This is a genomic window from Pseudomonas avellanae BPIC 631 (assembly GCF_000444135.1).
GTDB classification, from domain to species: Bacteria; Pseudomonadota; Gammaproteobacteria; order Pseudomonadales; family Pseudomonadaceae; genus Aquipseudomonas; species Aquipseudomonas avellanae.
The window spans coordinates 61,977-88,114 of record NZ_ATDK01000048.1 but is presented as its reverse complement, the minus strand read 5'-3'; the positions used below and the strand labels follow the sequence as shown (position 1 = coordinate 88,114).

Below are 26,138 nucleotides of genomic sequence, written 5' to 3'. Positions count from 1 at the left end.
CACGAAAGCGCAATTCTCTGAAAGGGAACGCAGATCTGGACAAAGGGTTATATCGCAATCGACATCTCGTAGAAAACGCCTTCGCCCGGTTGAAGCATTTTCGGGCGGTGGCTTCGTAGTACCAGGCACGCGGATCGCTGCTCAGCCTGTCGTTCTCGACATAGTTGGCTTTGGGGTTGCCGGGCGGGTTGAGAATGCTCTGCACATGGCCGCTGTTGGCCAGCACGAAACGTCGGTCGCCGCCCAGCAGCAGGGTCGAGCGGTACACCGAGTCCCATGGCGTGATGTGATCGTTGATGCCGGCGACGCTGAAGCTGTCGACCGTGACTTTCTGCAGGTCGATTGGCGTACCGCAGACTTCCAGCCCACCGGCATGACTCAGTGGGTTGTGCTTGAAGAAGTCCAGCAGGTCACCGTGCAGTGCCGCCGGGAGGCGCGTGGTGTCGTTGTTCCAGTAAAGAATGTCGAACGGCGGCGGCGATTTGCCCAGCAGGTAATTGTTGATCCAGTACGTCCAGATCAGGTCATTGGGGCGCATCCAGGAAAATATCCGGCTCATCTGACTGCCCTCCAGCACGCCTCGCTGATAGGAGCGGCGCTTGGCGTCTTCCAGTGCCTGCTCATCGATGAACAGCGTGGCAGGGCTATCGATCTGGCTGTCCAGCAGGCTGACCATGTAGGTCGCGCTGGCAACACGGCGTGTCTGGCGTTTGACCTGCAAGTGGCCCAACAGCGCGGCGATGGTCAGACCGCCTGCGCATGCGCCCACCAGATTGACCTCACGCGCACCGCTGATCGCCCGGCAGATATTCATCGCCTGCTCGGTCGCCTCGACATAACTGGACAGCCCCCATTCGCGATGACGAATATCCGGGTTGCGCCAACTGATGATGAATGTCGACAGGCCGTTCTTGAGGGCGTATTGCACAAAGCTGTTGGCCGGGCTGAGATCGAAGATGTAGTACTTGTTGATCTGCGGCGGCACGATCAGAACCGGTCGACTGAACTGCTTTTCGCTCATCGGCCGGTACTGGATCAATTCGAACATTTCGTTACGGAACACCACCGCGCCGGGTGTGGCCGCCACGGTCCGTCCTACCTCGAAAGCGTCCTTGGTGGTCTGGCTGGGCAGGCCGTTGTTGTGCAACAGGTCATCGGCCATGTGGCTCAGGCCTTTGAGCAGGCTGGCACCGCCGGAGTTGAACAGCTCTTTGATGGCTTGCGGGTTGAGCAGGGTATTGGACGGGGCCAGCGCGTCGTTGATCAGCGTGAACAGAAAATGCGCGCGGGCCCGGTCCTCTGTGGACAGGTCGCAGTCATCAATCCACTGCCTGACTTGATGCTGGCAACTGAGATAAACCTGCAGCCCCCGGCGATAAAGCGGGTTCAGGCTCCAGGTCGGGTCGGCGAAGCGGCTGTCCTTTGGGTTGTGCGGGTGAGGGGTTTCGCCCAGCAGCACCACACGACCCAACTGGCTGCCCAGTGCCAGAGCGTGGCGGGCGCTGCGAATCGGATGCCGCCAGCCTTGCGTAGCCACATTACGCAGGGTCGAAAGCAGGTCTCGCCCGCGCACACCGGCTATGGCGCTTTGCGCGTTGATAAAGTTCGCGGGCGCGATCGCGGCAGCTTTCGCTGGTTTTTCTTGCATGAGGGCAACACTCCGTCGTCAGGCAACTCATGGGATGGCGCTGGCCTTTCTGCTGCGAAGGGCTTGCGTCGTTTTGCGCGCTCAAAAGCTCCTGTGTAGTGCGTAATGGTTGGAACTGTTCTGTTCAGCGTCGAGGGCCTGCTGGCGCTGTCAGCGCGTTCGGGCTGGTGTGGGCTGAGGGTGCATGACCGCGCGTTGTCGCTCCTGCTGCAGAAACCCCATGATGATCGGCGCGACAGCTTCGGCGCGGGTAATCAGGAACAAATGCCCGTCATCGATTATGTGTAGCTGGGCATTGGGTATTCGCCAGGCCAGCAGGCGCATATTGACCAGGGGGATCAGCGGATCGTCATCGCCTGCCAGCACCAGCGTTGGCTGGTGAATCTTGTGCAGCCAGTGAATGCTGGTCCAGCCCATGCCGGCAAACAGCTGCCAGTAGTAGCCCAGCTTGCCGGACGAGCGCACCTTGGCAGCGTGATTGGCCGCAAGGTTGTGATCGCGCCGAAACGCACCGCCGTAGATTTCCGGTGCGATGCGAATGACATGGGACGGTTGAATATAGCGGCGCGGGCTGGCCATCAACCACAGCACCCTTGGCTTGCCCGGCACCATCGCCATGCCCGCTGACGTGGCCGCCAGTACCAGTTTCTTGCAGCGCTCGGGGTAGTCATGGGCAAACTGCTGCGCCAGCGCACCGCCCCAGGAAACACCGATGGCATTGACCTGCCCGTAGTTCAGGTAATCGAGCATGCGCGCCGCGAGTTTGGCCAGCCCCGGAAAGCGATAGGGACGTTTGGGTGTCGACGACCCACCGACCCCCGGCACGTCGAAGGCGATGACTTCCAGGTCCGGGTCCAGCGCCTCGACAAACGGAAACACCAGCTCCAGGTTGGCGCCGATGCCGTTGAATATCAGCAGCGGCGTCAGGTGACTCTTGCCTGGGCGCACGGCGGTACGAATGGTGTGTCCGTTCAGGTCTATGGAGCGAAAAACAAACGGTTCCGGCATGCGCGAAGCCCTGTTGATTGAACCGCCGGGGGATTTCTCCGGACTGAGCGAGCCTAACGTTCGTGAACGTAGGTCCCGGGCGCTGCCTCGGCTGATGGATAGGCTTTGTTGCCGAGCCCGGCCGGTGCCTTTTTCAATTTGCCCGAGCGGCTGGTCTGCCATTCCTGCCAGTGTAGCCACCAGGAATCAGTGTGTTTGGTGCCGTTTTCCTGCCAGACGGCCGGGTCCGCAGGCAATTCATCGTGCGTCATGTAACGCGACTTAGGGTTGCCCGGCGGGTTGAGAATGCTCTGGATGTGGCCGCTGCTGGAGAGCACGAACTCGGTCTTGCCGCCAAACAGCCGCGCTGACTTGTAGCAGGAGGCCCACGGCGTAATGTGGTCGTTGGTGCCGGCCAGGCAGAACACATCGGCCGTGACCTGCTTGAGGTCGATCGGCGTGCCGCAGACTTCCAGCGCGTTGGGGCGGATCAGCGGGTTGTTCTTGAACATCTCGATCAGATCGCCGTGAAACGCGGCGGGCAGGCGCGTGGTGTCGTTGTTCCAGAACAGAATATCGAAGACCGGCGGCTCGTTGCCGAGCAGGTAATTGTTGACCCAGTAATTCCAGATCAGGTCATTGGGGCGCATCCAGGCGAATACCTTGGCCATGTCGCGGCCTTCCAGCACGCCTGCCTGATAGGAGTGGCGCTTTGCAGTTTCGAGCGTCTGCTCGTCGACGAACAGCGCGACTTCGTTGTCCAGCGTGGTATCCAGAACGCTGACCAGCAGGGTCATGGCGTTGACTTTCTTTTCGCCCAGCGCCGCGTAATGCCCCAGCAGCGGCAGCGCGGTACAGGTTATCCCGCCCGAGCAGGCCCCGAGCATATTGATGTCTTTGCTGCCGGTGATCGCCAGCACCACATCGACCGCTTCCTTGAGTGCTTCGATGTAGGTCGACAGGCCCCATTCGCGCTGGGCCTTGGTCGGGTTGCGCCAACTGATGATGAAGGTCTGCACGTTACTGCGCAGGCAAAACCGCGCGAGGCTTTTTTCCGGGCTCAGGTCGAAGACGTAGAATTTGTTGATCTGCGGCGGGATCACCAGCAGTGGACGCTCGTGAACCTGCTCGGTGATCGGCTTGTACTGGATCAGCTCCAGCACATCGTTGCGAAACACCACGGCACCTTCGCTGGTAGCCAGGTTCTTGCCGACCTCGAAAGCATCCATGTTGACCTGGCTCGGCATACCGCCGTTGTTCACCAGATCCTTGGCCAGGTGTGACAGACCATCGAGCAGGCTTTTGCCGCCGGTCTCGAAGAAGCGCTTAACGGCTGCCGGGTTGGCGGCGGAGTTGGTGGGCGACATGGCTTCGGTCATCAGGTTGATCACAAAGTGAGCACGGCTGATGTCTTGCGGGGTGAGGTTGCTGCCGCCGATCCACTCGTGCAGCTCTTTGCGCCAGGCCAGGTAGGTCTGCAGATAGCGGCGGTAAAGCGGGTTCTGGCTCCAGGCCGGATCAGCGAAGCGTCGGTCCTCGGGCGTCGGCTGCAAGGCGGACTTGCCGAGCATCACGTTCCTGAGTTCGACGCCCAGGTGCGCGACGTGCTTGATGCTGTGGATCGGTTGCTTGAGCGCCTGGCGCAGTACAAGGCGTGCGGTGCTCAGCAAGTCCTTGCGGCGCAGGCCTACTACCGGGTTCAGGCCTAGCGTGTGCTCAGAGGCCTGGCGCTGCAGTTCATCGTCTTTCGGGTTACTCATCTACGACGCTCCATTGTCCTGAGACGAACACTGACATTCCTTGCCTGTGAACCAGTGATACAGGCGGATAGCCAGTTCTACTGTCAATTTACGGTGTGACTTTCTTCTGGACAATCCGACGCAGGAAACTTGCCAAAGTGACTGGTTACCCGAGATTTAAAAAAATCGCAAGCAGCGTCGGTCATCGACCGCTGCGCGGAACATTGAAACAAAATTGATTAGAAAGCGCTTTCTAAAACGGCAAGCGGCAGGTCAGAGCGGCTTAGCTTGATTGTGAGGACAGGTCAGGCAGGCGGGACTGGACAGGTCAGAGCATCAGCTTGATGACTTGTTCGGAAGGGTCGCGGGATTTGCCGGCTTTTTTCAACTCCTGCAAATAGTCTTCCCACAGCGACTCCTGGCGTGTGGCCAGTTGGTACAGGTAGTCCCAGGTGAACAGTCCTGAGTCATGACCATCGTTGAAGGTCAGTTTCAGTGCGTATTGCCCCGCAGGTTCAACCTTGCTCAGACCCACGCCCAGCTTGCCGAACTGCAGGATCGGCCTGCCATGCCCCTGGACTTCAGCAGACGGCGAATGCACGCGCAGAAACTCGGCAGGAAGGTGATATTCCTCATCCGCCGCGTATTTCAGCGTCAGGGTTTTAGAGGCTTTGTGCAGCTGGATAGCGGTGGGGAGCATTAAGAGCAGCCTCAAGTTTTAAGCTACAAGCTACAAGCTACAAGCAGAAAAGCTGCAGGAGTGAACGACCTCTTACAGCTTGAAGCTTGCAGCTCATGTTTAAAGAATATAGCGCGACAGGTCTTCGTTTTCCGCCAGCTCGCCAAGGTGGCTGTTGACGTAGTCGGCATCGATTTCGATAGGCGCTGCGTCCGGGCTGATCGCCAGGTCGCCTGCGCTGAACGAAACTTCTTCCAACAGACGCTCAAGCAGAGTGTGCAGGCGTCGGGCGCCGATGTTCTCGGTCTTCTCGTTGACCTGCCAGGCAATCTCGGCCAGACGTTTGATGCCGTCGGGCTTGAATTCGATTTTCAGGCCTTCGGTCTTGAGCAGTTCGCGGTATTGCTCGGTCAGCGAGGCGTGTGGCTCGGTGAGGATGCGCTCGAAGTCCTGCGGCGACAGCGCCTTGAGCTCGACGCGGATGGGCAGACGGCCTTGCAGCTCGGGCACCAGATCACTCGGCTTGCTCAGGTGGAACGCACCCGAGGCGATGAACAGGATGTGGTCGGTCTTGACCATGCCCAGCTTGGTGTTCACCGTGCAGCCCTCGATCAGCGGTAGCAGGTCGCGCTGTACGCCCTCACGGGACACATCGACACCGCCCGAGTTACCGCGCTTGGCCACTTTGTCGATCTCGTCGATGAACACGATGCCGTGTTGCTCGACCGCTTCCAGTGCCTTGACCTTCAACTCTTCGTCGTTGACCAGACGCCCGGCTTCTTCTTCGCGTACCAGCTTGAGCGCTTCCTTGACCTTGAGCTTGCGGCTCTTGGTCTTGCCTTTGCCCATGTTGGCAAACAGGCTCTGCAACTGATTGGTCATTTCTTCCATGCCGGGCGGCGCGGAGATATCGACACCAACGGCTTCGTTGATCTCGATTTCGATTTCCTTGTCGTCCAGCTGGCCTTCACGAAGGCGCTTGCGGAACAGCTGACGGGTGTTGGAATCGCTGCTTTGCGCCGGGTCTTCGTTGAAACCGACGCGGGCAGGCGGCAGCAGGGCGTCGAGGATGCGGTCTTCGGCAGCGTCTTCGGCGCGATGGCGAACCTTGACGATTTCCTGTTCACGCAGCAGCTTGATGGCAGCATCGGCCAGATCACGGATGATCGACTCTACATCACGGCCTACATAGCCCACTTCGGTGAACTTGGTCGCTTCGACCTTGATGAACGGCGCATTGGCGAGCTTGGCCAGGCGCCGGGCGATTTCGGTCTTGCCGACACCAGTCGGGCCGATCATCAGGATGTTCTTGGGGGTCACTTCAACACGCAGTTCTTCAGGCAACTGCATGCGCCGCCAGCGGTTGCGCAGGGCAATGGCAACGGCGCGCTTGGCATCGTCCTGGCCGATGATATGGCGATTGAGTTCGTGGACGATTTCGCGGGGAGTCATGGACATGGTTACTCACGGCCCTCTGGCGCGATCAAGCCAATGGGGCCGCAGCATGTGCGGCCCGCAGGGGCTTAATCGGCGAGGTCCTGCTCCTCAATGGTGATGTTGTGGTTGGTGAACACGCAGATATCGCCAGCGATGTGCAAGGAAGTCTCGGCGATTTCGCGTGCTGAAAGATCAGTCTTGAGCATCAGGGCGCGGGCAGCGGCCTGAGCGAATGCACCGCCGGAGCCCATGGCGATCAGGCCGTCCTCGGGCTCTACCACGTCGCCGTTGCCGGTGATGATCAAGGACGCGTCCTTGTTGGCGACTGCCAGCATGGCTTCAAGACGGCTCAGCGAGCGGTCGGTACGCCAGTCCTTGGCCAGCTCGACGGCTGCGCGAACCAGATGCCCCTGGTGTTTTTCCAGTTGGGCTTCAAAACGCTCGAACAGCGTGAATGCGTCGGCGGTCGCGCCAGCAAATCCGGCGATCACTTCACCGTGGTACAGGCGGCGCACCTTCTTGGCGTTGCCTTTCATGACGGTGTTGCCCAGGGAAACCTGGCCGTCGCCGGCCATGACGACTTTACCGTGGCGGCGCACTGAAACGATGGTGGTCAAGGGAGAGTCTCCACACTGCGGGGCGAAAATGCCCTGATGCAAACTCATATGGGGGTGTGGGTGAGTATTTCAACCTTGGGGATGAAGAGCGGGGATAACTGGCAGTTGACTGCCGGAGGCATAAACCTCCGGCGGTTATAAGGGCCTCTTCGTGAGCAAGCTCACTCCCACATGTAGCGCAGAGCGCTTTGCGCGCTCTGTTTCAGCTATCGGCTCTGGCGCTGTTGCAACAACAGGTTACTAAAACCGCCGCCTGCCAGTTGTTTCTGGGCGGTGGTAAGTTGTTCGCGGTTGCTGAACGGGCCGACCAGTACGCGGTACCAGGTTTCATCCTTGACCGTGCCGGACTCCACTGTCGAGGTCTGGCCGAGCAGGATGATCTGTGCGCGGACTTTCTCGGCGTCCGCCTGCTTGCGGAACGAGCCCGCCTGCAGGAAGAACGTCGTGACGGCCGCTGGCTTGGTCGTGGCAACTGGCGGAGCCGGTGGCGGCGTCAGGCCGCTGAGGGCTGCCTGGGCGCGTGCCGTGTCGATCTTGGCGGCCTGCTCGGGCGAAACCGGGGCGGTCGGTGCCACAGGCGGTGGAGTCTTCTCCGGGACCGCTTCGTTGGGCACGATCACTTCCGATTCCGGCAGCAGCGTGTAGAAGTCGTACTTCGGTTTGACCGGCGCAGTGGGGCTCGGTGGCGTCTTGTTCGCCTCGGCGATCTTGGCGGCCTTGGCGTCCGCCTTGACCCGCTTGACGTCTTCGCCGCCCGGTTCGAGCTTCATCAGAAAGACCACGAATGCGCCCACGGTCAAGCCAATCGCCAGCCACAACCATCCTGGAATCGGCTTCTTCGCGGGTGCCTGATAACGGCTGGCGCCCCGCTTGGGTGCCGGTTTTTTCTTCGCAACTGCCAACTTACATACGCTCCAGAGTTTCCAGACCCAACAGATCCAGGCCTTGCTTGAGGGTGCGGCCGGTCAGGGCAGCCAGACGCAGACGGCTCTGCTGCTGATCGGGATTTTCCGCACCAAGGATCGGGCAGTTTTCGTAAAAGCTCGAAAACAGGCCCGCAAGGTCATACAGGTAAGCACAAAGTACGTGCGGTGTGCCTTTTTCTGCGACGTTATTCAGTGTTTCATTGAACTGCGCCAAGCGTGCAGCCAGTTCCTGCTCCTGCGGCGCCTCAAGGACGATGTGCCCCTTGCCGGCGTCGAACGGCGTGCCCAGCTTGCGGAATACGCCGGCGACACGGGTGTAGGCGTACAACAGATAAGGCGCAGTATTGCCTTCAAAGCTCAGCATCTGATCGAAGTTGAAGCTGTAATCGCTGGCGCGGTGCTTGGACAGGTCGGCGTATTTCACCGCGCTGATGCCCACGGCCTTGGCAATGCTGCGCAGCTCGGCCTCGGCGACTTCCGGGTTTTTTTCCTTGACCAGCGAGTAGGCGCGCTCTTCGGCCTCATCGAGCAGGTCGATGAGCTTGACCGTGCCGCCGTCGCGGGTCTTGAACGGACGGCCGTCGGCCCCGTTCATGGTGCCAAAACCCATGTGTTCCAGTTGCATGCCTTCGTGGACGAAACCTGCGCGGCGAGCCACTTCAAACACCTGCTGGAAGTGCAGGGCCTGGCGCTGGTCGACGAAATACAGCGCGCGGTCGGCCTTGAGCACTTTGCTGCGGTAGCGGATGGCGGCCAGGTCGGTGGTGGCGTAAAGATAACCGCCACCGGCCTTTTGCACGATCACCGGCAGCGGCGTGTCATCGGCGGTGCGGAATTCTTCGAGAAACACGCACTGCGCGCCATTGCTTTCAACCAGCAGGCCAGTGGCTTTCAGGTCGTTGACGACATTGGCCAGGTCATCGTTATAGGCACTTTCGCCCATGACATCGGCCGGGGTCAGTTTGACGTTGAGACGCTCGTAGGTTTGCTGGCAGTGCGACAGCGAAATATCCTTGAAGCGCGTCCACAGCGTCAGGCATTCGGCATCGCCGGCTTGCAGCTTGACCACCAGCCCGCGAGCCCGCTCGGCGAACTCTTCAGACTCGTCAAAGCGTTGTTTGGCGGCGCGGTAGAAGTTTTCCAGGTCCGACAGCTCGTCGCTGGTCGCCGGTTTTTCCTGCAGATAGGCCAACAGCATGCCGAACTGGGTGCCCCAGTCGCCGACATGGTTCTGGCGAATGACCGTGTCACCGAGAAACTCGAGAACGTTGGCCACGCCGTCACCAATAATGGTCGAGCGCAGGTGCCCTACGTGCATTTCCTTGGCCAGATTGGGTGCCGACAGATCGACCACCACACGCTGGGCTGTGCCAGCCTTGCGGACCGACAGTTGCGGGTCGGCCAGGGCGGCGTCGAGGCGCGCAGCCAGCGCGGCCGTGTTCTGGAAAAAATTCAGAAAGCCCGGCCCGGCAATTTCGACCTTGCTGACCTGCTCGTCGGCAGGCAGCGCGGCGATCAGCTTTTCAGCCAGGTCGCGGGGCTTCATGCCGGCAGGCTTGGCGAGCATCATCGCGATATTGCTGGCGAAGTCGCCGTGGGTCTTGTCACGGGCGTTTTCCACCTGGATCGCCGGCGTCAGCCCTTCTGGCAAGACGCCCTCGGTGACGAGACGGGTCAGGGCTTGTTGAATCAGCTGGCGAATGGTGTCTTTCATGAGGCTCTCTTCGACCGCGAGCGCGGTGGCGCTTCAATGCGCGGGTGGAAAAACTCCGCATTATCCGTTGCCGGAGCCTGCTTGCCAACGGCGTGCCTTAATAAAGATCGACCGGGTCCACATCCAGCGACCATCGGACCTGTCGCCCGCTGGGCATTTGCTCCAGTGCCAGCAGCCAGCTGCCGAGCAATTTGTGCAGCGGCGCGCGCGCGCTGGACTGCACCAGCAACTGCGCCCGATAACGCCCGGCGCGGCGCTCCATCGGTGCCGGAATAGGCCCCAGCAGCTCGATGCCGCCCAGCTGCATCTGCGCCACCAACTGCTCGGCATCGCTGCAGGCCTGATCGAGAAAGGCTTCGGCCTGCCCCGGTTTGTGTGCTTCGGCGCGCAGCAGCGCAAGGTGTGAAAACGGTGGCAGGCCCGCCGAGCGGCGTTCGCTCAGGGCTTGCTCGGCGAAGGCGAAATAGCCTTGTTCGGTGAGCTGGATCAACAGCGGATGGTCGGCCAGATGAGTCTGGATGATCACCTTGCCCGGCTCTTCGGCACGCCCGGCACGCCCGGCCACCTGCACAATCAGCTGCGCCATGCGCTCGCTGGCGCGGAAGTCACCGGAAAACAGCCCGCCGTCGGCATCCAGAATCGACACCAGCGTCACCCGGGGAAAGTGATGCCCTTTGGCGAGCATTTGCGTGCCGACCAGAATGCACGGCTGACCGCGCTGGATGGTCGCGAACAACTGGTTCATGGCGTCCTTGCGCGAGGTGCTGTCGCGGTCGACGCGCAACACGGGAAAGTCCGGGAACAGAATCGCCAGCCGCTCTTCGGCGCGTTCGGTGCCTGCGCCTACCGGGCGTAAATCCACCTTGCCGCAGGACGGACACTGGCGTGGCACACGCTCGACATAGCCGCAATGGTGGCAACGCAACTCGCCCGAGCGCTGGTGCACGGTCATGCGTGCATCGCAGCGCTGGCAGCCGGACATCCAGCCGCAGTCATGGCACAGCAGGGTCGGCGCAAAGCCGCGGCGGTTGAGAAACACCAGCACTTGCTGACCTGCTGCCAGGGTCTGGCCGATGGCCTGTTGCATCGGACCGGAAATGCCGCTGTCCAGCGGCCTGCTCTTGACGTCCAGGCGCATGAAGCGCGGCTGCTGCGCGCCACCTGCGCGCTGATTCAGGCGCAGCAGACCGTAGCGTCCGGTGTAGGCGTTGTGCAGGCTTTCCAGAGACGGCGTGGCCGAGCCGAGCACAATCGGGATGTTTTCCTGGCGGGCTCGCACCAGCGCCAGGTCGCGGGCGTGGTAGCGCAGGCCTTCCTGCTGTTTATAGGAGCCGTCGTGTTCTTCGTCGATGATGATCAGGCCGGGGTTTTTCATCGGCGTGAACAGCGCCGAGCGCGTGCCGATAATAATGTCGGCTTCGCCATCGCGGGCGGCCAGCCAGGCATCCAGCCGTTCGCGGTCGTTGACGGCCGAGTGCACCAGCGCGATGCGAGCATTGAAACGTTGTTCAAAGCGCGCCAGGGTTTGTGGCCCCAGGTTGATCTCCGGGATCAGCACCAGCGCCTGTTTGCCGGCTTCAAGGGTTTCGCGAATCAGCTGCAGATAGACTTCGGTCTTGCCGCTGCCCGTGACGCCCGCCAATAAAAACGCATGAAAGCTGTCGAAGCCGGCACGAATGGCTTCGTAAGCGGCGCGTTGCTCGGTGTTGAGGGGTAATTCCGGCTGAGCCAGCCAGTGTTCATGGCGTGCGCTGGGCGCATGACTGCGCACCTCAACGTATACCAGCTCTTTGGCCAGCAGCAGGTTAAGGCTGTCCTTGTTAAGCAGCAGTTTGCCGAGCAGTTGATGCGCCACGCCATGCGGGTGCTGGGCGAGTGTGGTAAGCGCTTCACGCTGCTTGGGCGCACGGGCGATACGCGGGTCATCGACACTGGCATTGGCGGCCACGTGCCAGAAGCGTTCCTGGCGGCTCTCGGCCAGCTCGCCCTGACGCAGCAGCACGGGCAACGCCCAGCTCAGCGTGTCACCCAGGCTGTGCTGATAATACTGCGCCGTCCACAGGCACAGCTTGAACAGCGCGGGCGGCAGCGGCGCTTCGCTGTCGAGCAGGGCGATGGCGGGCTTGAGCTTGTCGGCGGGCACTTCGCTGTGATCGACCACCTCCACCAGAATCCCGATCATTTCTCGCCGTCCGAACGGCACCCGCAGACGCATGCCCGGCTGCAAAGCGCTGCGCAGCACGCCCGCCGGGGCACGGTAGTCGAACAGGCGGCGAAGCGGCGAGGGCAGGGCAAGGCGCAGGATGGCGTCGGGCACGCGATGTTTCCCTGTGGTGGTCTGTAATAAGAAGGCGCGATCTTAGCAGACGACCGGTGAGAAGGTTCGCTTGCGTCGTTGCAATTGTCTGGTACTATCCGCAGCCTATTTCCGTGCGGTATTCAACAATAGTGTTGGGTGGCGGCACGTTAGACTGAGGAAGTACCGATGAAAGCTGATATCCATCCAGTTTACGAAGCCATTGACGCGACCTGCAGCTGCGGCAATGTCATCAAAACCCGTTCCACCCTGACCGGCCCTTTGAGCCTGGACGTGTGCAACGAATGTCACCCGTTCTACACCGGCAAGCAAAAAACGCTTGATATCGGCGGCCGTGTTGACAAGTTCAAGTCCCGTTTCGGTGCGTTCGGCGCAACCAAAGCGAAGCAGGACTGATAGCAAGACTGGTTGCCCCTTGGGCATTTCCAGACTGCTTGAAAAGGCGCCCCTTGTGGGCGTCTTTTTTATGTCCGCGATTTGGCTGTCTGGTGCCCAGGCCTTCTGCCCGGCACCCGCTTCGTTGCCGGTTGCGCACGTGCAGCGCGTGGTTGATGGCGACACGCTGCGCCTGACCGACGGCCGCAATGTGCGCATGATCGGCCTCAATACCCCTGAAACCGGCAAGAAAGGCCGGTCTGCCGAGCCATTCGCCGAAGCCGCCAAAAAGCGTTTGCAAGCACTGGTGGACAAAAGCGGCGGGCAGGTCAGCCTGCGTGTCGGTCAGCAGGGCAAGGACCATTACGGCCGCACGTTGGCCAACGTTTATGGCCGCGATGGCGACAATCTTGAAGCGCAGTTGCTCAGCGAAGGGCTGGGCTATCTGGTCGCTGTCGCGCCCAACGTGGCACTGGTCGATTGCCAGCAAAGCGCCGAGCGTGAGGCGCGTCAGGCTAAGCGTGGCGTGTGGCGCAATTCGCCGGTGCAGCCTTCCGACAAACTACGCAAAAGCGGCTTTGCCGTGGTGTCCGGCAAGGTCAGGAGCGTGCAGCGCAATCGCGGTGGTATCTGGATCGAACTGCATGGTTCGCTGGTGCTGCGCGTTGCCCCTGATCAGGCGTCCAGGTTCGATATGGCGGCGCTTGAGCGTCTAAAGGGCCGGCAAATCGAAACGCGCGGCTGGGTGGTCGATCGTTCTAGTCGGGGTGGCTTGAAGGCCGGGCAGTCGCGCTGGATGATCGCGTTGAGCCATCCAGCAATGCTGAGCCTTTAGAGGCTGGCAGTAGAAATCAGCAGGCAGGCGACCAGCGGTCAGGCATCTAAGCGTAAAGTCTAATCCGGTACCTATTGACAGCAGTGACTGGCCAGTCTTGTTAGGACTATGCATCTTGCGTATCCTCGGCGGTCCGTCTGTCCCACAGTAAAAAGCGGAATCCAATACATGTCAGATTTGAAAACTGCCGCGCTCGAATACCATGCCAATCCTCGTCCGGGGAAGCTGAGCGTCGAACTCACCAAGCCGACCGCAACCGCTCGTGACCTGGCTCTGGCCTACAGCCCTGGCGTTGCTGAACCCGTGCGTGAAATTGCCCGTGACCCCGAGCTGGCTTACAAGTACACCGGCAAAGGCAACCTGGTAGCAGTTATTTCCGATGGCACCGCGATTCTCGGCCTCGGCGATCTGGGCCCATTGGCCTCCAAGCCGGTCATGGAAGGTAAAGGGGTTCTGTTCAAGCGTTTCGCCGGTATCGACGTTTTCGATATCGAAGTCGATTCCGAAAGCCCGCAAGCGTTCATCGACACCGTCAAGCGTATCTCCATCACCTTCGGTGGCATCAACCTGGAAGACATCAAGGCACCTGAGTGCTTTGAGATCGAGAAAGCGCTGATCGAACAGTGCGACATCCCGGTTTTCCACGATGACCAGCACGGCACCGCCATCGTGACCGCAGCCGGCATGATCAACGCGCTGGAAATCGTCGGCAAAAGCCTTGAGTCCGCGAAGATCGTCTGCCTGGGCGCTGGTGCTGCTGCCATCTCGTGCATGAAGCTGCTGGTGAGCATGGGCGCGAAGATCGAAAACATCTTCATGGTTGACCGTACCGGCGTTATCCACTCCGGCCGTACCGACCTGAACCAGTACAAGGCTGTGTTCGCTCACGCCACCGAGAAGCGCTCGCTGACCGATGCACTGGATGGCGCTGATGTATTCGTAGGCTTGTCCGGTCCTAACCTGCTGAGCGCTGAAAACCTCAAGCTGATGGCCAAGGACCCGATCGTGTTCGCCTGCTCGAACCCGGACCCGGAAATCTCCCCGGAGCTGGCTCACGCCACCCGCAGCGACGTGATCATGGCTACCGGCCGTTCGGACTACCCGAACCAGGTCAACAACGTGCTGGGCTTCCCGTTCATCTTCCGTGGTGCACTGGACGTTCGCGCCAAGCGCATCAACGAAGAGATGAAAATCGCCGCAGCCAACGCCCTGCGTGAACTGGCCAAGCTGCCTGTTCCTCAGGAAGTCTGCGACGCTTACGGCGGTATCAAACTGGAATTCGGTCGTGAGTACATCATCCCGAAACCAATGGATACCCGCCTGCTGGGCCTGATCGCCGACGCGGTTGCCAAAGCTGCCATCGAAAGCGGCGTTGCGACCCTGCCGTATCCGAAGCACTACCCGCTGACCAGCGTGGACGACGTGTTCAACGGCTGATCCCGCCGCAATAAAAAACCCCTGCAGCGATGCAGGGGTTTTTTTATGCCTGGTAACGGCTCAAAGCCGACGCAGAGCGCAAGTCCGCTTTTGATTCTGGCCGAAGGCCGTGGGGGCGACCGGGGCGGCGATCCGCATTGTTCGCGAAAGGGCCGGTACATGCACTGAAGATTTATCGTCAGGAATAAAGCCTTCGCGAACAAGGAAGGCGTACATCCGCTGAAGATGTACCGCCTGAAATAAAGCCCTCGCGTACAAGGAAGGAGATCGCCTTGCCCCGAAATGGTCTGACACTCCGCGGAGGAATGCCCTTCGTGACGCTCCGCGTCACGCCTCTTCGCGTCAGAACAAGTCGATTGGCGCTGACTCGTCTGCTGGCAACGGGCTGCCGGGTGCGCTGCTGCCGCCCAGTTCGTTGACGCTTGGCGGTGTGTCTTCGCTTTTGAACAGCTCGAAGAACGCGTTTGGCGTGCTCGGTGTGGCAGCGCGGCCGCTCAGTGGGTCGACGCGCAGGCTGAGGATGCCTGACGGTTCGGCCTGCTGATGGGGCGGCTTGTCCTTGAGCGCGGCGCTCATGTAGTCCATCCAGATCGGCAGCGAGACCGTGCCGCCAAATTCATGACGGCCAAGGCTCTCAGGCTGATCGAAGCCGCTCCACACCGTCGTGACGTAATCTGCGTTATAGCCGGAGAACCATGCGTCCTTGGAATCGTTGGTCGTACCTGTCTTGCCTGCAATGTCCGGCCGGTTCATCGACAAGGCGCGACGCCCGGTGCCGCGCTTGATCACGTCCTGCAGCATGCTGTTCAGAATGTACGTGGTGCGCCCATCCACAATGCGCTCGGCAACGGCTGGCGCTTGCGGCTGAGCCGGTGAGCCCGGAGGGCCCGCGACGACGCTCGGGCTGTCATGCACGGCAAATGTCGACGTATTAGGCGCCGTATTCACGTCATTGACCGGAACGCTAGGCGGGTTGGCGACAAACAGTGTCTGGCCGTCACGGTTCTCGATGGTCTGGATCAGGTAAGGGCTGACCTTGTAACCGCCGTTTGCAAAAGTCGCCCAGCCGGTAGCGATTTCCATCGGGGTCAGTGTGGCCGTACCGAGTGCCAGCGACAGGTTGCGTGGCAGGTCCTGTTTGGCAAAACCGAAGCGGGTGATGTAGTCGATGGTGCTGTCGACGCCCAGCGCCTGAAGCAGGCGGATAGAAACCAGGTTGCGTGACTTGTACAGTGCTTCGCGCAGGCGGATCGGGCCGAGGAAGGTGTTGGTGTCATTTTTCGGACGCCATACCTTGTCCAGGTACTCGTCGACGAACACGATCGGCGCGTCGTTCACCAGGCTGGAAGCGGTGTAGCCGTTATCCAGCGCGGCGCTGTAGATGAATGGTTTGAAGCTGGAGCCCGGCTGACGCTTGGCCTGCATGGCCCGGTTGTAGTTGCTCTGCTCGAAAGCAAAGCCGCCGACCAGGGCGCGAATCGCGCCATTTTGCGGATCAAGGGAAACCAGTGCGCTCTGTGCGACGGGAATTTGACTGAATTTCAGCGAGCCGTCGGTCTGACGCAGCAGGCGAACCAGATCACCCACCTTCGCAACATCGCCAGGCTGCTTGGGATTGGCGCCCAGACTGTTGGTGTTCAGATAAGGACGCGCCCACTTCATGCTGGCCCAATCGACGGTTTCTTCCTTCTCGCCATTGCGGGTCAGAACGCGCAGACTGGTCTTGTCGATCTGGGTGACGATGGCCGGTTCCAGGCCGTTGATCGTGCGTTGTTTGGTCAGCTCCTGCGTCCGGCCAGCGCGGGTCATGCCCGGAAAGCGGCTTTCAGGCCCGCGATAGCCGTGGCGCTGATCGTAGTCGATCAAGCCCTGCTGGATAGACTTGTTTGCGTGCTCCTGCAGGTCGCTCGGCACTGTGGTTGTGACACGGAAGCCCTCTGTATAGGCCTCGCTGCCATAACGGCCGACCATTTCGGCGCGGGCCATTTCAGCGATGTACGGCGCGTTCACTTCCGGTGTCGGCACGTGATAACTGGCGTTGAGCGGCTCGTTTAGCGCTGCCTGATACGCGGTCTGGTCGATTTTGCCCAGACGGAACATGCGCCCCAGAATCCAGTCGCGACGCTCTTTGGCACGGGTTGCATTGGCGAGTGGGTTGAAACGTGACGGCGCCTTGGGCAAACCGGCAATCATGGCCATTTGCGCAAGGCTTACATCGCGAATCGATTTGCCATAGTAGACTTGCGCCGCCGCCTCAATGCCGTAGGCGCGGTTACCCAGATAAATCTTGTTCACGTAAAGCTCGAGAATCTCGTCCTTGGTGAGTTGGCGCTCGATTTGCAAGGCGAGAAGGATCTCGGTGGTTTTGCGCGAAAAGCTTCGTTCGCTGGTCAGGAAAAAGTTTTTCGCGACCTGCATGGTGATGGTACTGCCGCCTGACTGAATATGGCCGCTTTTCACCAATTGGGTGGCGGCACGCATCAGGCTGCTGGGATCAACGCCATAGTGGTTGGCGAAGTTGTCGTCTTCGGCCGATAACAGCGCGTTGATGAAGTTGGGCGGGATTTCGGCAAAGCGAATCGGGGTCCGGCGCATCTCGCCGAACTCGGCAATCAGCTTGCCGTCGCTGCTGAACACGCGCAGGGGGATTTGCAGTTGAATGCTTCGCAGCGCTTCGACGGATGGCAGGGTCGGGCTCAGGTACAGAAACGCGCCGCTCAGGCCGAGTAACAGCGAGCAGAATACCGCGACGAGGGACCACCAGAAAAACTTCAGCAGGCGTATCAAGGCTTTTGGATTTCCAGAAAAAATAATGGGTTAAGCGCAGGCATTTACAAATGAACACGCCTTGAAGCTTTCTTAAATGAAAAAAACGCTGCGCATTATAAGCATTTTTCGTCCCCGAGCGTGATTTGCGCTACTGTCAAGGCTGTCGACAGTGACGTTGACCCGAAATAACTCCGTAAGTGACGGAAACTCATAGGAATCAGGTTGTGTTCGAACTCTTTGGCAAGAAGGCCAATACCCTTCTAGGGATCGATATTAGCTCCACCTCGGTAAAACTCCTGGAATTGAGTCGTTCCGGCACTCGTTACAAGGTCGAGTCTTACGCAGTAGAGCCGTTACCGGCCAACGCTGTCGTCGAAAAGAATATTGCCGAACTCGAAGGGGTTGGTCAGGCGTTGTCTCGCGTACTGGTCAAGGCCAAGACCAACGTCAAGATTGTGGCGGTTGCCGTGGCGGGTTCCGCTGTGATCACCAAAACCATCGAGATGGACGCCGGTCTCTCCGACGACGACATGGAAAATCAGCTTAAGCTTGAAGCTGATCAGTACATCCCTTATCCGCTCGAAGAAGTTGCCATCGATTTTGAAGTGCAGGGCTACTCGGTCCGCAACCCGGAACGTGTCGAAGTCCTGTTGGCGGCCTGCCGCAAGGAAAACGTCGAGGTGCGCGAGGCTGCGCTGGCTCTCGCCGGGCTGACGGCGCGTGTCGTGGACGTCGAGGCCTACGCGCTGGAGCGTTCATTCGGGCTTCTGGCTGCGCAACTGGGCAACGGTCATGACGAACTGACCGTTGCCGTGGTGGACATCGGCGCGACCATGACCACCCTCAGCGTGCTGCACCACGGCCGAATCATCTATACCCGCGAGCAATTGTTCGGCGGCCGCCAGCTGACTGACGAAATTCAGCGCCGCTACGGGCTTTCCATGGAAGAGGCCGGGCTGGCCAAGAAGCAGGGCGGGCTGCCTGACGATTATGTCAGCGAAGTGCTGGACCCCTTCAAGGACGCGCTCGTGCAACAGGTTTCCCGATCCCTGCAGTTCTTCTTTGCGGCCGGTCAGTACAACTCCGTGGATCACATCATGCTGGCAGGCGGTACGGCTTCGATTTCAGGGCTGGAGCATTTGATTCAGCGACGTATCGGCACGCCGACCATGGTTGCCAACCCGTTTGCCGACATGGCCTTGAGCTCCAAGGTCAATGCCGGTGCGCTGGCCAGCGATGCGCCTGCCCTGATGATCGCGTGCGGTCTGGCGTTGAGGAGCTTTGACTGATGGCGCGGATCAACTTATTACCGTGGCGTGAAGAGCTTCGCGAAGCACGCAAAAAACGCTTTCTGACCGCATTGGTCGGCGTGCTGGTGGTGTCGGTCGGCATTCTCTTTCTGATCGATCGCTACGTCAGCAGCGCCATCGAACATCAGATGGCCCGCAACGCATTTCTGCAAACCCAGATCGCCCAGCTCGATATCCGCATCAAGGAGATCAGCGACCTGAAGGCGCGTCGCAAACAATTGCTTGAGCGCATGAAGATCATCCAGGACCTGCAAGGCAACCGGCCTATCACCGGGCGCGTGTTTGACCAGCTGGCGCGTACTCTGCCGGATGGCGTTTATTTCTCGCAGGTCAAAATGACCAGCAAACTGATTGCCATCAGTGGCGCTGCCGAATCGAACAACCGGGTTTCCGACCTCATGCGTAACCTTGAAGCCTCCGACTGGCTGGAAGCGCCAAGCCTCACCGAGGTCAAGGCCACGACGGCGGGTGCTGTCGATCAGGCCAACGTCTTTCAGTTGACCGTGCGCCAGACCCAGCCACCGGTTGCCGCAGTTGCTCCAGCCGGCGCTACATCGGTCGCCCCGGCCCCCGCACCCGCACCCGCTGCAGGAGCCAAGCCATGAATATGTCCGAATGGCTGGAAGGGTTGCGCAAGGTTGATCTGAGCGAGCTGGACCTGAACAACATGGGCTCCTGGCCCGCCGCGATCAAGGCGATTGCCGGTGTGCTGGTCGCGGTACTGATTTTCGCGCTGGGCTATTTCTTCTTTATTCAGGATCTGGAAACCCAACTGGAGAGCACGCAGGCCAGCGAAGTGGCGCTTAAAGAGCAGTTTTCCAACAAGGCGTTCCAGGCTGCGAACCTTGAGCCCTACAGAAAGCAGATGGAAGAAATGGAAAACACCTTCGGGGCGCTGCTGCGGCAGTTGCCGAGCGACACCGAAGTGCCAGGCCTGCTTGAAGACATCACCCGCACCGGGCTTGGAAGCGGGCTTGAGTTCGAGGAAATCAAGCTGTTGCCCGAAGCGGTCCAGCAGTTCTATATCGAGCTGCCGATACAGATCACAGTGGTGGGTGGCTATCACGACCTGGCGACCTTTGTCAGCGGCGTTGCCAGCCTGCCGCGTATCGTCACGCTGCATGATTTCGAGATCAAGCCGGTCGATCCGAAGGTGCCGACCAAGTTGCGCATGAGCATTCTGGCCAAGACCTACCGCTACAACGATGAAGGGCTGAAGAAATGAGGGCGGCGCGATTGTTGTGCGTCAGTGTGGTTCTGGCAGGGCTGGCCGGTTGCGGCAATGACAATGATTTTGCCGACCTGAGCGAGTTCATGGATCAGGCCAGGGCGCGCCCGAGCGGTACGATCGAGCCCTTGCCGAAGTTTCGCCCGTATGAGGCTTTCACCTATAACGCAGCAGCCCTGCGCAGCCCGTTTCAGCCGCCGATCAAGATTGACCTGCTCAATCGTCAGAAAGGCACGCGGCTGGTGGCACCGGATGAGCATCGGGTCAGACAGTTTCTCGAAGGGTTCAATATCGAGGCCTTCGAGATGGTCGGTACGATCGGCAACGAGTCAGGGACGTTTGCCCTGTTGCGCGGGGCCGGAGGTGTTCATCGCGTCAAAGTGGGCGATTACCTGGGGCGCAACAATGGCCGGGTAGTGTCAATCGGCGATGCGCAGGTTGATGTCATTGAAATAGTTCCTGATGGAGAGGGGGCCTGGCTGGAAAGGCCGCGCAGTATTTCCCTCAAAGAACGCTCATGAAGTGGGCAAGGCCAAGTATGCACAGTAGCGCTCAACGGAAATTGATCATGACCCGGATTCTCTCGATTATCGGCGTGTCGTTATGCATAGCGATGCTGTCGCCGGTTCTCCAGGCTGCCAACCTCAAGACCCTGGATGTCGCCGCCCTGCCAGGCGATCGCATCGAGCTCAAGCTCGCCTTTGACGCACCGGTGCCCGCGCCGCGCGGCTACACCACCGAGCAGCCGGCGCGCATCGCTCTGGACCTGCCGGGCGTGACCAGCCAGTTGGAGACCAAAAGCCGTGAGCTGGGCACCGGCAATGCACGCAGCGTAGTGGTGGTGCAGGCTCAGGATCGCACGCGAGTGATCATCAACCTGACGACGCTTGCGCCTTACAGCTCCCGCGTCGACGGCAACAATCTGTTCGTGGTCATTGGCCAGGGTGCCGCCGCAGCGCAGGCTTCCCAGCCAACCACTGCGATGGGCGCGCAACGGGTAGCGGTGCCGCCGCCTGTCCCGGCGTCTGCCAAGCCCTTTATACCGGCGGGCGTCAAAGCCATCCGCAATGTCGATTTTCAGCGCGGTGAGCTGGGTGAAGGCAATGTGGTCATCGACCTGAGTAACCCGAGCATCGCGCCTGATATTCAGGAGCAGGGCGGCAAGATCCGTGTCGACTTCGCCAAGACCCAGTTGCCCGAGCCTCTGCGTGTGCGGCTGGACGTCAAGGATTTCGCGACCCCTGTGCAGTTCGTCAGTGCGTCGGCCACGGGCGACAAGGCCAGTATTCTGATCGAGCCGTCGGGTGCCTTCGATTACTCTGCGTTCCAGACCGAAAACAAGCTGACCATCAGCGTACGTCCGTTGACCAACGAAGATCTGGACCGCCGCGCCGCCGACAAGCCGGTGTACACCGGTGAAAAGCTCTCGCTTAACTTCCAGGACATCGACGTGCGTTCGGTGCTGCAACTGATCGCCGACTTCACCAACCTCAATCTGGTGGCCAGCGACACGGTTCAGGGCGGCATCACCCTGCGCCTGCAGAACGTGCCGTGGGATCAGGCGCTGGACCTGGTGCTGAAAACCAAAGGCCTGGACAAGCGCAAGGTCGGCAGTGTTCTGCTGGTTGCGCCAGCGGATGAAATTGCCGCCCGCGAACGCCAGGAGCTGGAATCGCTCAAGCAGATCGCCGAACTGGCACCGCTGCGCCGCGAACTGCTGCAGGTCAATTACGCCAAGGCCGCCGACATCGCCAAGCTGTTCCAGTCGGTGACCAGTGCCGAGTCCAAGGCTGAAGAGCGTGGCTCGATCACCGTGGACGACCGCACCAACAACATCATTGCCTACCAGACCCAGGACCGTCTCGACGAACTGCGTCGCATCGTTTCACAACTGGACATTCCGGTGCGCCAGGTGATGATCGAAGCACGCATCGTCGAGGCCAACGTCGATTACAACAAGCAGTTGGGCGTGCGCTGGGGCGGTTCGACCAACACCAGCGGCAGCGGGAAATGGACGACTTACGGGCTGGATGACAATGGCGATGAGGCCGGTAACACGAGCGGCAATCTGACTTCCAACGTTCCGTTCGTGGACCTGGGGGCCGCCGGGGCGACGTCCGGCATCGGCCTGGGCTTTGTGACCAATAACACCTTGCTGGACCTTGAGCTGAGCGCGATGGAGAAGACCGGCAACGGCGAAATCGTCTCCCAGCCCAAAGTGGTCACGTCCGACAAGGAAACCGCCAAGATCCTCAAGGGCACGGAGATTCCGTATCAGGAATCCAGCTCCAGCGGCGCCACCACCGTAAGCTTCAAGGAGGCTTCGCTGTCGCTTGAAGTCACGCCGCAGATCACGCCGGACAACCGCATCATCATGGAGGTCAAGGTCACCAAGGATGAGCCGGACTACCTGAATGCGGTGCTTGGCGTACCGCCGATCAAGAAAAACGAGGTCAACGCCAAAGTGCTGATTTCCGATGGCGAAACCATCGTGATCGGTGGTGTGTTCTCCAATACGCAAAGTAAAGTTGTCGATAAAGTGCCATTTCTTGGCGATGTACCGTATCTTGGCCGGCTTTTCAGGCGCGATGTGGTATCCGAGTCCAAATCCGAGCTGTTGGTATTTTTGACTCCGCGTATCATGAACAACCAGGCGATTTCTGTGAGTCGTTGATTTTGTGCGAAATTTAATACTTGTGGGGCCGATGGGTGCTGGCAAAAGCACTATCGGCCGTTTGCTTGCCAAAGAGTTGCGACTGCCGTTCAAGGATTCCGACAAGGAAATCGAGCTGCGCACGGGCGCCAATATCCCCTGGATCTTCGACAAGGAAGGCGAACCGGGTTTCCGTGAGCGCGAGCAGGCCATGATTGCCGAGCTGTGCGAAGCCGATGGCGTGGTTCTGGCCACTGGCGGCGGCGCAGTAATGCGCAGTGAAAACCGTCAGGCGCTGCGTGCCGGTGGGCGTGTGGTGTATCTGCATGCCTCTATCGAACAGCAGGTCGGGCGCACCGCGCGTGACCGAAATCGTCCTTTGTTGCGTACTGCCGATCCGGCCCGGGTGCTGAGCGAATTGCTGGCCATCCGCGACCCGCTGTATCGGGAAATCGCCGACGTGGTGATCGAAACCGATGAGCGGCCACCCCGAATGGTGGTTCTCGAGATACTGGCGCGCCTTGCAGAGCTTCCTCCCCGTTAAAGCGCAGGCGAAAATGCGCTATCCTCGGCGACCATAAAAACAGCGACAGTGCATGGCCTTGCGTCATGACATCCTGAAAACCGTGCAGCGGTCCAATCGGTAATCAATGTGGGGACACATGCAGACACTTAAGGTCGAGCTGGGCGAGCGCAGCTACCCGATCCATATAGGCGAAGGCCTGCTGGATCAGCCAGAGCTCCTTGCCCCGCACATTGTCGGGCGTCAGGTGGCTATCGTCTCCAACACGACGGTCGCGCCGCTGTATCTGGAGCGCCTGACACAGACGCTGGCCGGTTACAACGTCCTGCCGATTGTTCTGCCTGATGGCGAGGCGTTCAAGAACTGGGAAACCCTGCAGACCATTTTCGATGGCCTGCTCACCGCCCGTCACGACCGCCGTACCACGGTCATTGCGCTGGGTGGCGGAGTGATTGGCGACATGGCCGGTTTCGCTGCGGCGTGTTATCAGCGCGGCGTGAATTTCATTCAGATCCCGACCACGCTGTTGTCTCAGGTGGACTCCTCGGTCGGCGGCAAGACCGGCATCAACCATCCATTGGGCAAGAACATGGTCGGTGCGTTCTATCAGCCAAGCGTCGTGCTGATCGACACCACCTCGCTCAATACCCTGCCCGAGCGTGAGTTGTCCGCCGGGCTGGCCGAAGTTATCAAGTACGGTCTGATCTGCGACGAGCCGTTTCTGACCTGGCTCGAAGAACATGTCGACGCCCTGCGCGGGCTTGATCAGGCCGCGCTGACCGTGGCCATTCAGCGTTCCTGCGCCGCCAAGGCGCTGGTGGTCGGTGCCGATGAGCGTGAGTCCGGTGTGCGCGCCACATTGAACCTGGGGCACACATTCGGCCACGCCATCGAGACGCATATGGGCTATGGTGTCTGGCTGCATGGCGAAGCGGTAGCTGCCGGTACGGTCATGGCGCTGGAAATGTCCTCGCGCCTGGGCTGGATCAGCACGCAGGAACGGGATCGCGGCATTCGCCTGTTTCAGCGTGCCGGGCTGCCGGTGGTGCCGCCGCAAGAAATGACGGAAGACAATTTTCTCGAACACATGGCGATCGACAAGAAAGTCATCGACGGTCGCCTGCGTCTGGTGCTGTTGCGCCAGATAGGTGAAGCGGTTATCACGGACGATTATCCACAAGAAGTATTACAGGCCACCCTGGTTGCGGACTATCGCGCCCTGGTGGATCAGCTTAGAGGTTAACGGAAAACCCATGACTAGTTTGCATGCCGACGAGGCCTTCCTCGGCCATTATCAGTTGAGTCATGACCCCTTTGCAGCGCGGGTACCTGGCTTCAAATTCTTTCCTGCCCAGCGCAAGCCCGTGCTGGGTCAGCTTCATCATCTGGCGCGTTACAGTCAGTTGTTGCTGGCAGTCACCGGGCCACAGGGCAGCGGCAAGACCCTGCTACGCCAGGCGCTGGTGGCCAGCACCAACAAGCAGTCGGTGCAAAGCGTCGTGGTTTCTGCGCGCGGTGCCGGTGATGCGGCGGGCGTATTGCAGCAGGTCGCCCAGGCGCTGAGCGTCGCTCAGGCCGAAATGCAGGCGATCCTGTCGCAGGTCGTTCAGCTCGGGCTGACCGGTCAGGAAGTCTACTTGCTGGTCGACGATGCGGAACAACTGGGCGATTCGGCGCTCGAAGCGTTGCTGGGTCTTGCTGCGGGCACGCCGGAAGGGCGTCCGCATGTATTCCTGTTCGGAGAGCCATCGCTGCTCGATCGTCTCGATCAGATGTGTGCCGACCTGCAGGGCGATGTCGAAGGCGAACGCTTTCACGTCATCGAGCTGCAACCCTATACGCAAGAGGAAACCCGGGAGTATCTGGCTCAGCGTCTGGAGGGTGCAGGGCAGGGAATCGCATTGTTTACTGCCGACCAGATCACCGATATTCATGAACAATCCGATGGCTGGCCTGGGGCAATCAACCAGGTGGCCCGCGATTCAATGATCGAGGCGATGATCGCGAGTCGTTCCGCGGTCAAGCGTCCAAGTGTGGGGTTCAACATGCCGAAAAAACACGTATTGGCCTTGGGTGCCGTCGTCATAGTGGCCGTGGCAGCAGCAGTGCTGATCCCGGGTCGCGGTGACAAGACGGGCGCACCTGCCAATGCCCCTGCTTCCGCTCAGGCGCAACTGCCGCTGGGTGAGGGCAAGCCAACTGCTCAACAATCGAACAACGGTAGCCCGGCCATCGAATTTGCGGGCAACTCGCAACCGATGCCGCTGCCGATGAACGGTAATTCGCAGCCGGTAATGCGCGGTCCGCTGGCTGAGGCAGCCGGTTCCAGCGATGTCGACGAAGACGCCGTGCCGACGGGTTCGCCTGCCCAGCCGCCGACCGTGACCACCACCGCGCCGCCAGCAGGCGTGCCTGCCGGTCAGGCCGCCGCTCAAACGCCACGTTCGTCGATTCCTGCGCCAACGCCTGCCGCCAAACCGGCGCCAGCGCCGACTCAGGTTGCGGTCGCCAAGCCTGCTCCAGCGCCTGCACCGGCCGCCAAGCCTGCTGAAAAACCGGCAGCTGCGGCCGCCAAGCCAGCGGCCGGTGGTAACTGGTACAGCAGTCAGGCACCAGGCCACTACGTGGTGCAGATTCTCGGCACCAGCTCCGAAGCGACGGCTCAGGCCTATATCGCAGAGCAAGGTGGCGAGTACCGTTATTTCAAGAAAACCCTGCAGGGCAAGCCGCTGTACGTCATCACATACGGCAACTTTCCTGACCGTGCTGCCGCTCTGGCAGCCATCAAGGTATTGCCAGCCAAGGTTCAGGCTGGTAAACCTTGGCCTCGCACTGTCGCCAGCGTCCAACAAGAGCTCGGCGCCACCCGCTGAAGTCGCAGCGGCTCTATCCGGGCCGCTTCACCCAGCCAGCCTGACTTAACCCGCATGAGCGCCACCTTATG

Annotated in this window: 20 protein-coding genes and 2 pseudogenes; 12 read left to right on the top strand and 10 right to left on the bottom strand. The window is 60.3% G+C overall.

Annotated features, from left to right (window positions below; all coding sequences use genetic code 11):
• Positions 1-116, top strand: a pseudogene (locus tag DW49_RS1000000131630) (IS5/IS1182 family transposase); the annotation flags it as partial.
• On the opposite strand, the pseudogene phaC (DW49_RS0103015) reads toward DW49_RS1000000131630, so the two are convergent.
• The 9 genes and pseudogenes from phaC (DW49_RS0103015) to DW49_RS0102975 all read right to left on the bottom strand — a co-directional run.
• A pseudogene (phaC, locus tag DW49_RS0103015) lies at positions 110-1,648 on the bottom strand (class II poly(R)-hydroxyalkanoic acid synthase); the annotation flags it as partial. The pseudogenes DW49_RS1000000131630 and phaC (DW49_RS0103015) overlap by 7 nt on opposite strands.
• A 150-nt stretch (positions 1,649-1,798) precedes the next feature.
• A complete protein-coding gene (phaZ, locus tag DW49_RS0103010; protein ID WP_005621227.1) occupies positions 1,799-2,656 on the bottom strand; it encodes a poly(3-hydroxyalkanoate) depolymerase in 858 nt (285 codons plus the stop codon).
• Positions 2,657-2,709: 53 nt separating this feature from the next.
• Complete coding sequence (gene phaC, locus DW49_RS0103005; RefSeq protein WP_005621225.1) at positions 2,710-4,395, bottom strand: class II poly(R)-hydroxyalkanoic acid synthase; 1,686 nt, start codon at positions 4,393-4,395, stop codon at positions 2,710-2,712.
• Between the two features lie 307 nt (positions 4,396-4,702).
• Complete coding sequence (locus tag DW49_RS0103000) at positions 4,703-5,074, bottom strand: gamma-butyrobetaine hydroxylase family protein (RefSeq protein WP_005621223.1); 372 nt, start codon at positions 5,072-5,074, stop codon at positions 4,703-4,705.
• A gap of 99 nt (positions 5,075-5,173) precedes the next feature.
• The gene (gene hslU / locus DW49_RS0102995) at positions 5,174-6,511 is read right to left on the bottom strand and encodes an ATP-dependent protease ATPase subunit HslU (protein ID WP_005621221.1); all 1,338 of its coding nucleotides are present in this window, start codon (positions 6,509-6,511) and stop codon (positions 5,174-5,176) included.
• A gap of 65 nt (positions 6,512-6,576) precedes the next feature.
• Positions 6,577-7,107, bottom strand: coding sequence for an ATP-dependent protease subunit HslV (gene hslV, locus DW49_RS0102990; RefSeq protein ID WP_005621219.1), 531 nt, complete (start codon positions 7,105-7,107; stop codon positions 6,577-6,579).
• A gap of 206 nt (positions 7,108-7,313) precedes the next feature.
• Positions 7,314-8,009, bottom strand: a complete 696-nt coding sequence (locus DW49_RS0102985; RefSeq protein ID WP_005621218.1) for an SPOR domain-containing protein — start codon at positions 8,007-8,009, stop codon at positions 7,314-7,316.
• A gap of 1 nt (position 8,010) precedes the next feature.
• Positions 8,011-9,747 carry an arginine--tRNA ligase gene (gene argS, locus DW49_RS0102980; RefSeq protein ID WP_005621216.1) on the bottom strand — a complete coding sequence of 579 codons (1,737 nt, stop codon included), beginning with the start codon at positions 9,745-9,747 and terminating at the stop codon, positions 8,011-8,013.
• 97 nt (positions 9,748-9,844) lie between these two features.
• Positions 9,845-12,064 carry a primosomal protein N' gene (locus DW49_RS0102975; RefSeq protein WP_005621214.1) on the bottom strand — a complete coding sequence of 740 codons (2,220 nt, stop codon included), beginning with the start codon at positions 12,062-12,064 and terminating at the stop codon, positions 9,845-9,847.
• A gap of 168 nt (positions 12,065-12,232) precedes the next feature.
• Between DW49_RS0102975 and rpmE the strand changes: the two genes are divergently transcribed.
• The 3 genes from rpmE to DW49_RS0102960 all read left to right on the top strand — a co-directional run bounded on the left by rpmE (position 12,233) and on the right by DW49_RS0102960 (position 14,711).
• Entirely contained in the window at positions 12,233-12,460 is a 228-nt protein-coding gene (gene rpmE, locus DW49_RS0102970) for a 50S ribosomal protein L31 (RefSeq protein ID WP_003378857.1), read from the top strand.
• 19 nt (positions 12,461-12,479) lie between these two features.
• Entirely contained in the window at positions 12,480-13,274 is a 795-nt protein-coding gene (locus DW49_RS0102965) for a thermonuclease family protein (protein WP_024419926.1), read from the top strand.
• A gap of 168 nt (positions 13,275-13,442) precedes the next feature.
• Positions 13,443-14,711 (top strand): malic enzyme-like NAD(P)-binding protein, encoded by a 1,269-nt coding sequence (locus DW49_RS0102960; protein ID WP_003378855.1) that lies wholly within the window; start codon positions 13,443-13,445, stop codon positions 14,709-14,711.
• 342 nt (positions 14,712-15,053) lie between these two features.
• Here DW49_RS0102960 and DW49_RS0102955 read toward each other — a convergent pair whose 3' ends face one another.
• Positions 15,054-17,495: a penicillin-binding protein 1A gene (locus tag DW49_RS0102955; protein ID WP_370464041.1), complete on the bottom strand. Its 2,442-nt coding sequence runs from the start codon at positions 17,493-17,495 to the stop codon at positions 15,054-15,056.
• A 209-nt stretch (positions 17,496-17,704) separates the two neighbouring features.
• On the opposite strand from DW49_RS0102955, the gene DW49_RS0102950 reads away from it, so the two are divergent.
• The 8 genes from DW49_RS0102950 (at position 17,705) to DW49_RS0102915 (ending at position 26,067) form a co-directional block, all read left to right on the top strand.
• Positions 17,705-18,769, top strand: a complete 1,065-nt coding sequence (locus DW49_RS0102950; RefSeq protein WP_003378852.1) for a pilus assembly protein PilM — start codon at positions 17,705-17,707, stop codon at positions 18,767-18,769.
• Positions 18,769-19,395: a PilN domain-containing protein gene (locus DW49_RS0102945; protein ID WP_005621206.1), complete on the top strand. Its 627-nt coding sequence runs from the start codon at positions 18,769-18,771 to the stop codon at positions 19,393-19,395. Before DW49_RS0102950 ends, DW49_RS0102945 begins: the two co-directional genes overlap by 1 nt.
• A complete protein-coding gene (pilO, locus tag DW49_RS0102940) occupies positions 19,392-20,015 on the top strand; it encodes a type 4a pilus biogenesis protein PilO (RefSeq protein WP_003378850.1) in 624 nt (207 codons plus the stop codon). Before DW49_RS0102945 ends, pilO begins: the two co-directional genes overlap by 4 nt.
• The gene (gene pilP, locus DW49_RS0102935) at positions 20,012-20,539 is read left to right on the top strand and encodes a type 4a pilus biogenesis lipoprotein PilP (RefSeq protein ID WP_003378849.1); all 528 of its coding nucleotides are present in this window, start codon (positions 20,012-20,014) and stop codon (positions 20,537-20,539) included. Before pilO ends, pilP begins: the two co-directional genes overlap by 4 nt.
• 47 nt (positions 20,540-20,586) lie before the next feature.
• Complete coding sequence (locus DW49_RS0102930; RefSeq protein WP_005621204.1) at positions 20,587-22,692, top strand: type IV pilus secretin PilQ; 2,106 nt, start codon at positions 20,587-20,589, stop codon at positions 22,690-22,692.
• Positions 22,693-22,696: 4 nt separating this feature from the next.
• The gene (gene aroK / locus DW49_RS0102925; protein WP_003378847.1) at positions 22,697-23,215 is read left to right on the top strand and encodes a shikimate kinase AroK; all 519 of its coding nucleotides are present in this window, start codon (positions 22,697-22,699) and stop codon (positions 23,213-23,215) included.
• 118 nt (positions 23,216-23,333) lie between these two features.
• On the top strand, positions 23,334-24,437 hold the full coding sequence (aroB, locus tag DW49_RS0102920) for a 3-dehydroquinate synthase (RefSeq protein ID WP_005621200.1): 1,104 nt from the start codon (positions 23,334-23,336) through the stop codon (positions 24,435-24,437).
• A gap of 10 nt (positions 24,438-24,447) precedes the next feature.
• A complete protein-coding gene (locus DW49_RS0102915) occupies positions 24,448-26,067 on the top strand; it encodes an SPOR domain-containing protein (protein ID WP_003378845.1) in 1,620 nt (539 codons plus the stop codon).
• The last annotated feature ends 71 nt before the right edge of the window (positions 26,068-26,138 follow it).

What these genes read in the sequence shown, in the direction of transcription:
- pilP (WP_003378849.1), top strand. Translation starts at nt 20,012, where the DNA reads ATGAGGGCGGCGCGATTGTTGTGCGTCAGTGTGGTTCTGGCAGGGCTG.
- DW49_RS0102930 (WP_005621204.1), top strand. Translation starts at nt 20,587, where the DNA reads ATGACCCGGATTCTCTCGATTATCGGCGTGTCGTTATGCATAGCGATG.
- aroB (WP_005621200.1), top strand. Translation starts at nt 23,334, where the DNA reads ATGCAGACACTTAAGGTCGAGCTGGGCGAGCGCAGCTACCCGATCCAT.
- argS (WP_005621216.1), bottom strand. Translation starts at nt 9,747, where the DNA reads ATGAAAGACACCATTCGCCAGCTGATTCAACAAGCCCTGACCCGTCTC.
- DW49_RS0103000 (WP_005621223.1), bottom strand. Translation starts at nt 5,074, where the DNA reads ATGCTCCCCACCGCTATCCAGCTGCACAAAGCCTCTAAAACCCTGACG.
- phaC (WP_005621225.1), bottom strand. Translation starts at nt 4,395, where the DNA reads ATGAGTAACCCGAAAGACGATGAACTGCAGCGCCAGGCCTCTGAGCAC.
- DW49_RS0102945 (WP_005621206.1), top strand. Translation starts at nt 18,769, where the DNA reads ATGGCGCGGATCAACTTATTACCGTGGCGTGAAGAGCTTCGCGAAGCA.
- phaZ (WP_005621227.1), bottom strand. Translation starts at nt 2,656, where the DNA reads ATGCCGGAACCGTTTGTTTTTCGCTCCATAGACCTGAACGGACACACC.
- rpmE (WP_003378857.1), top strand. Translation starts at nt 12,233, where the DNA reads ATGAAAGCTGATATCCATCCAGTTTACGAAGCCATTGACGCGACCTGC.
- pilO (WP_003378850.1), top strand. Translation starts at nt 19,392, where the DNA reads ATGAATATGTCCGAATGGCTGGAAGGGTTGCGCAAGGTTGATCTGAGC.
- DW49_RS0102915 (WP_003378845.1), top strand. Translation starts at nt 24,448, where the DNA reads ATGACTAGTTTGCATGCCGACGAGGCCTTCCTCGGCCATTATCAGTTG.
- hslU (WP_005621221.1), bottom strand. Translation starts at nt 6,511, where the DNA reads ATGTCCATGACTCCCCGCGAAATCGTCCACGAACTCAATCGCCATATC.
- DW49_RS0102960 (WP_003378855.1), top strand. Translation starts at nt 13,443, where the DNA reads ATGTCAGATTTGAAAACTGCCGCGCTCGAATACCATGCCAATCCTCGT.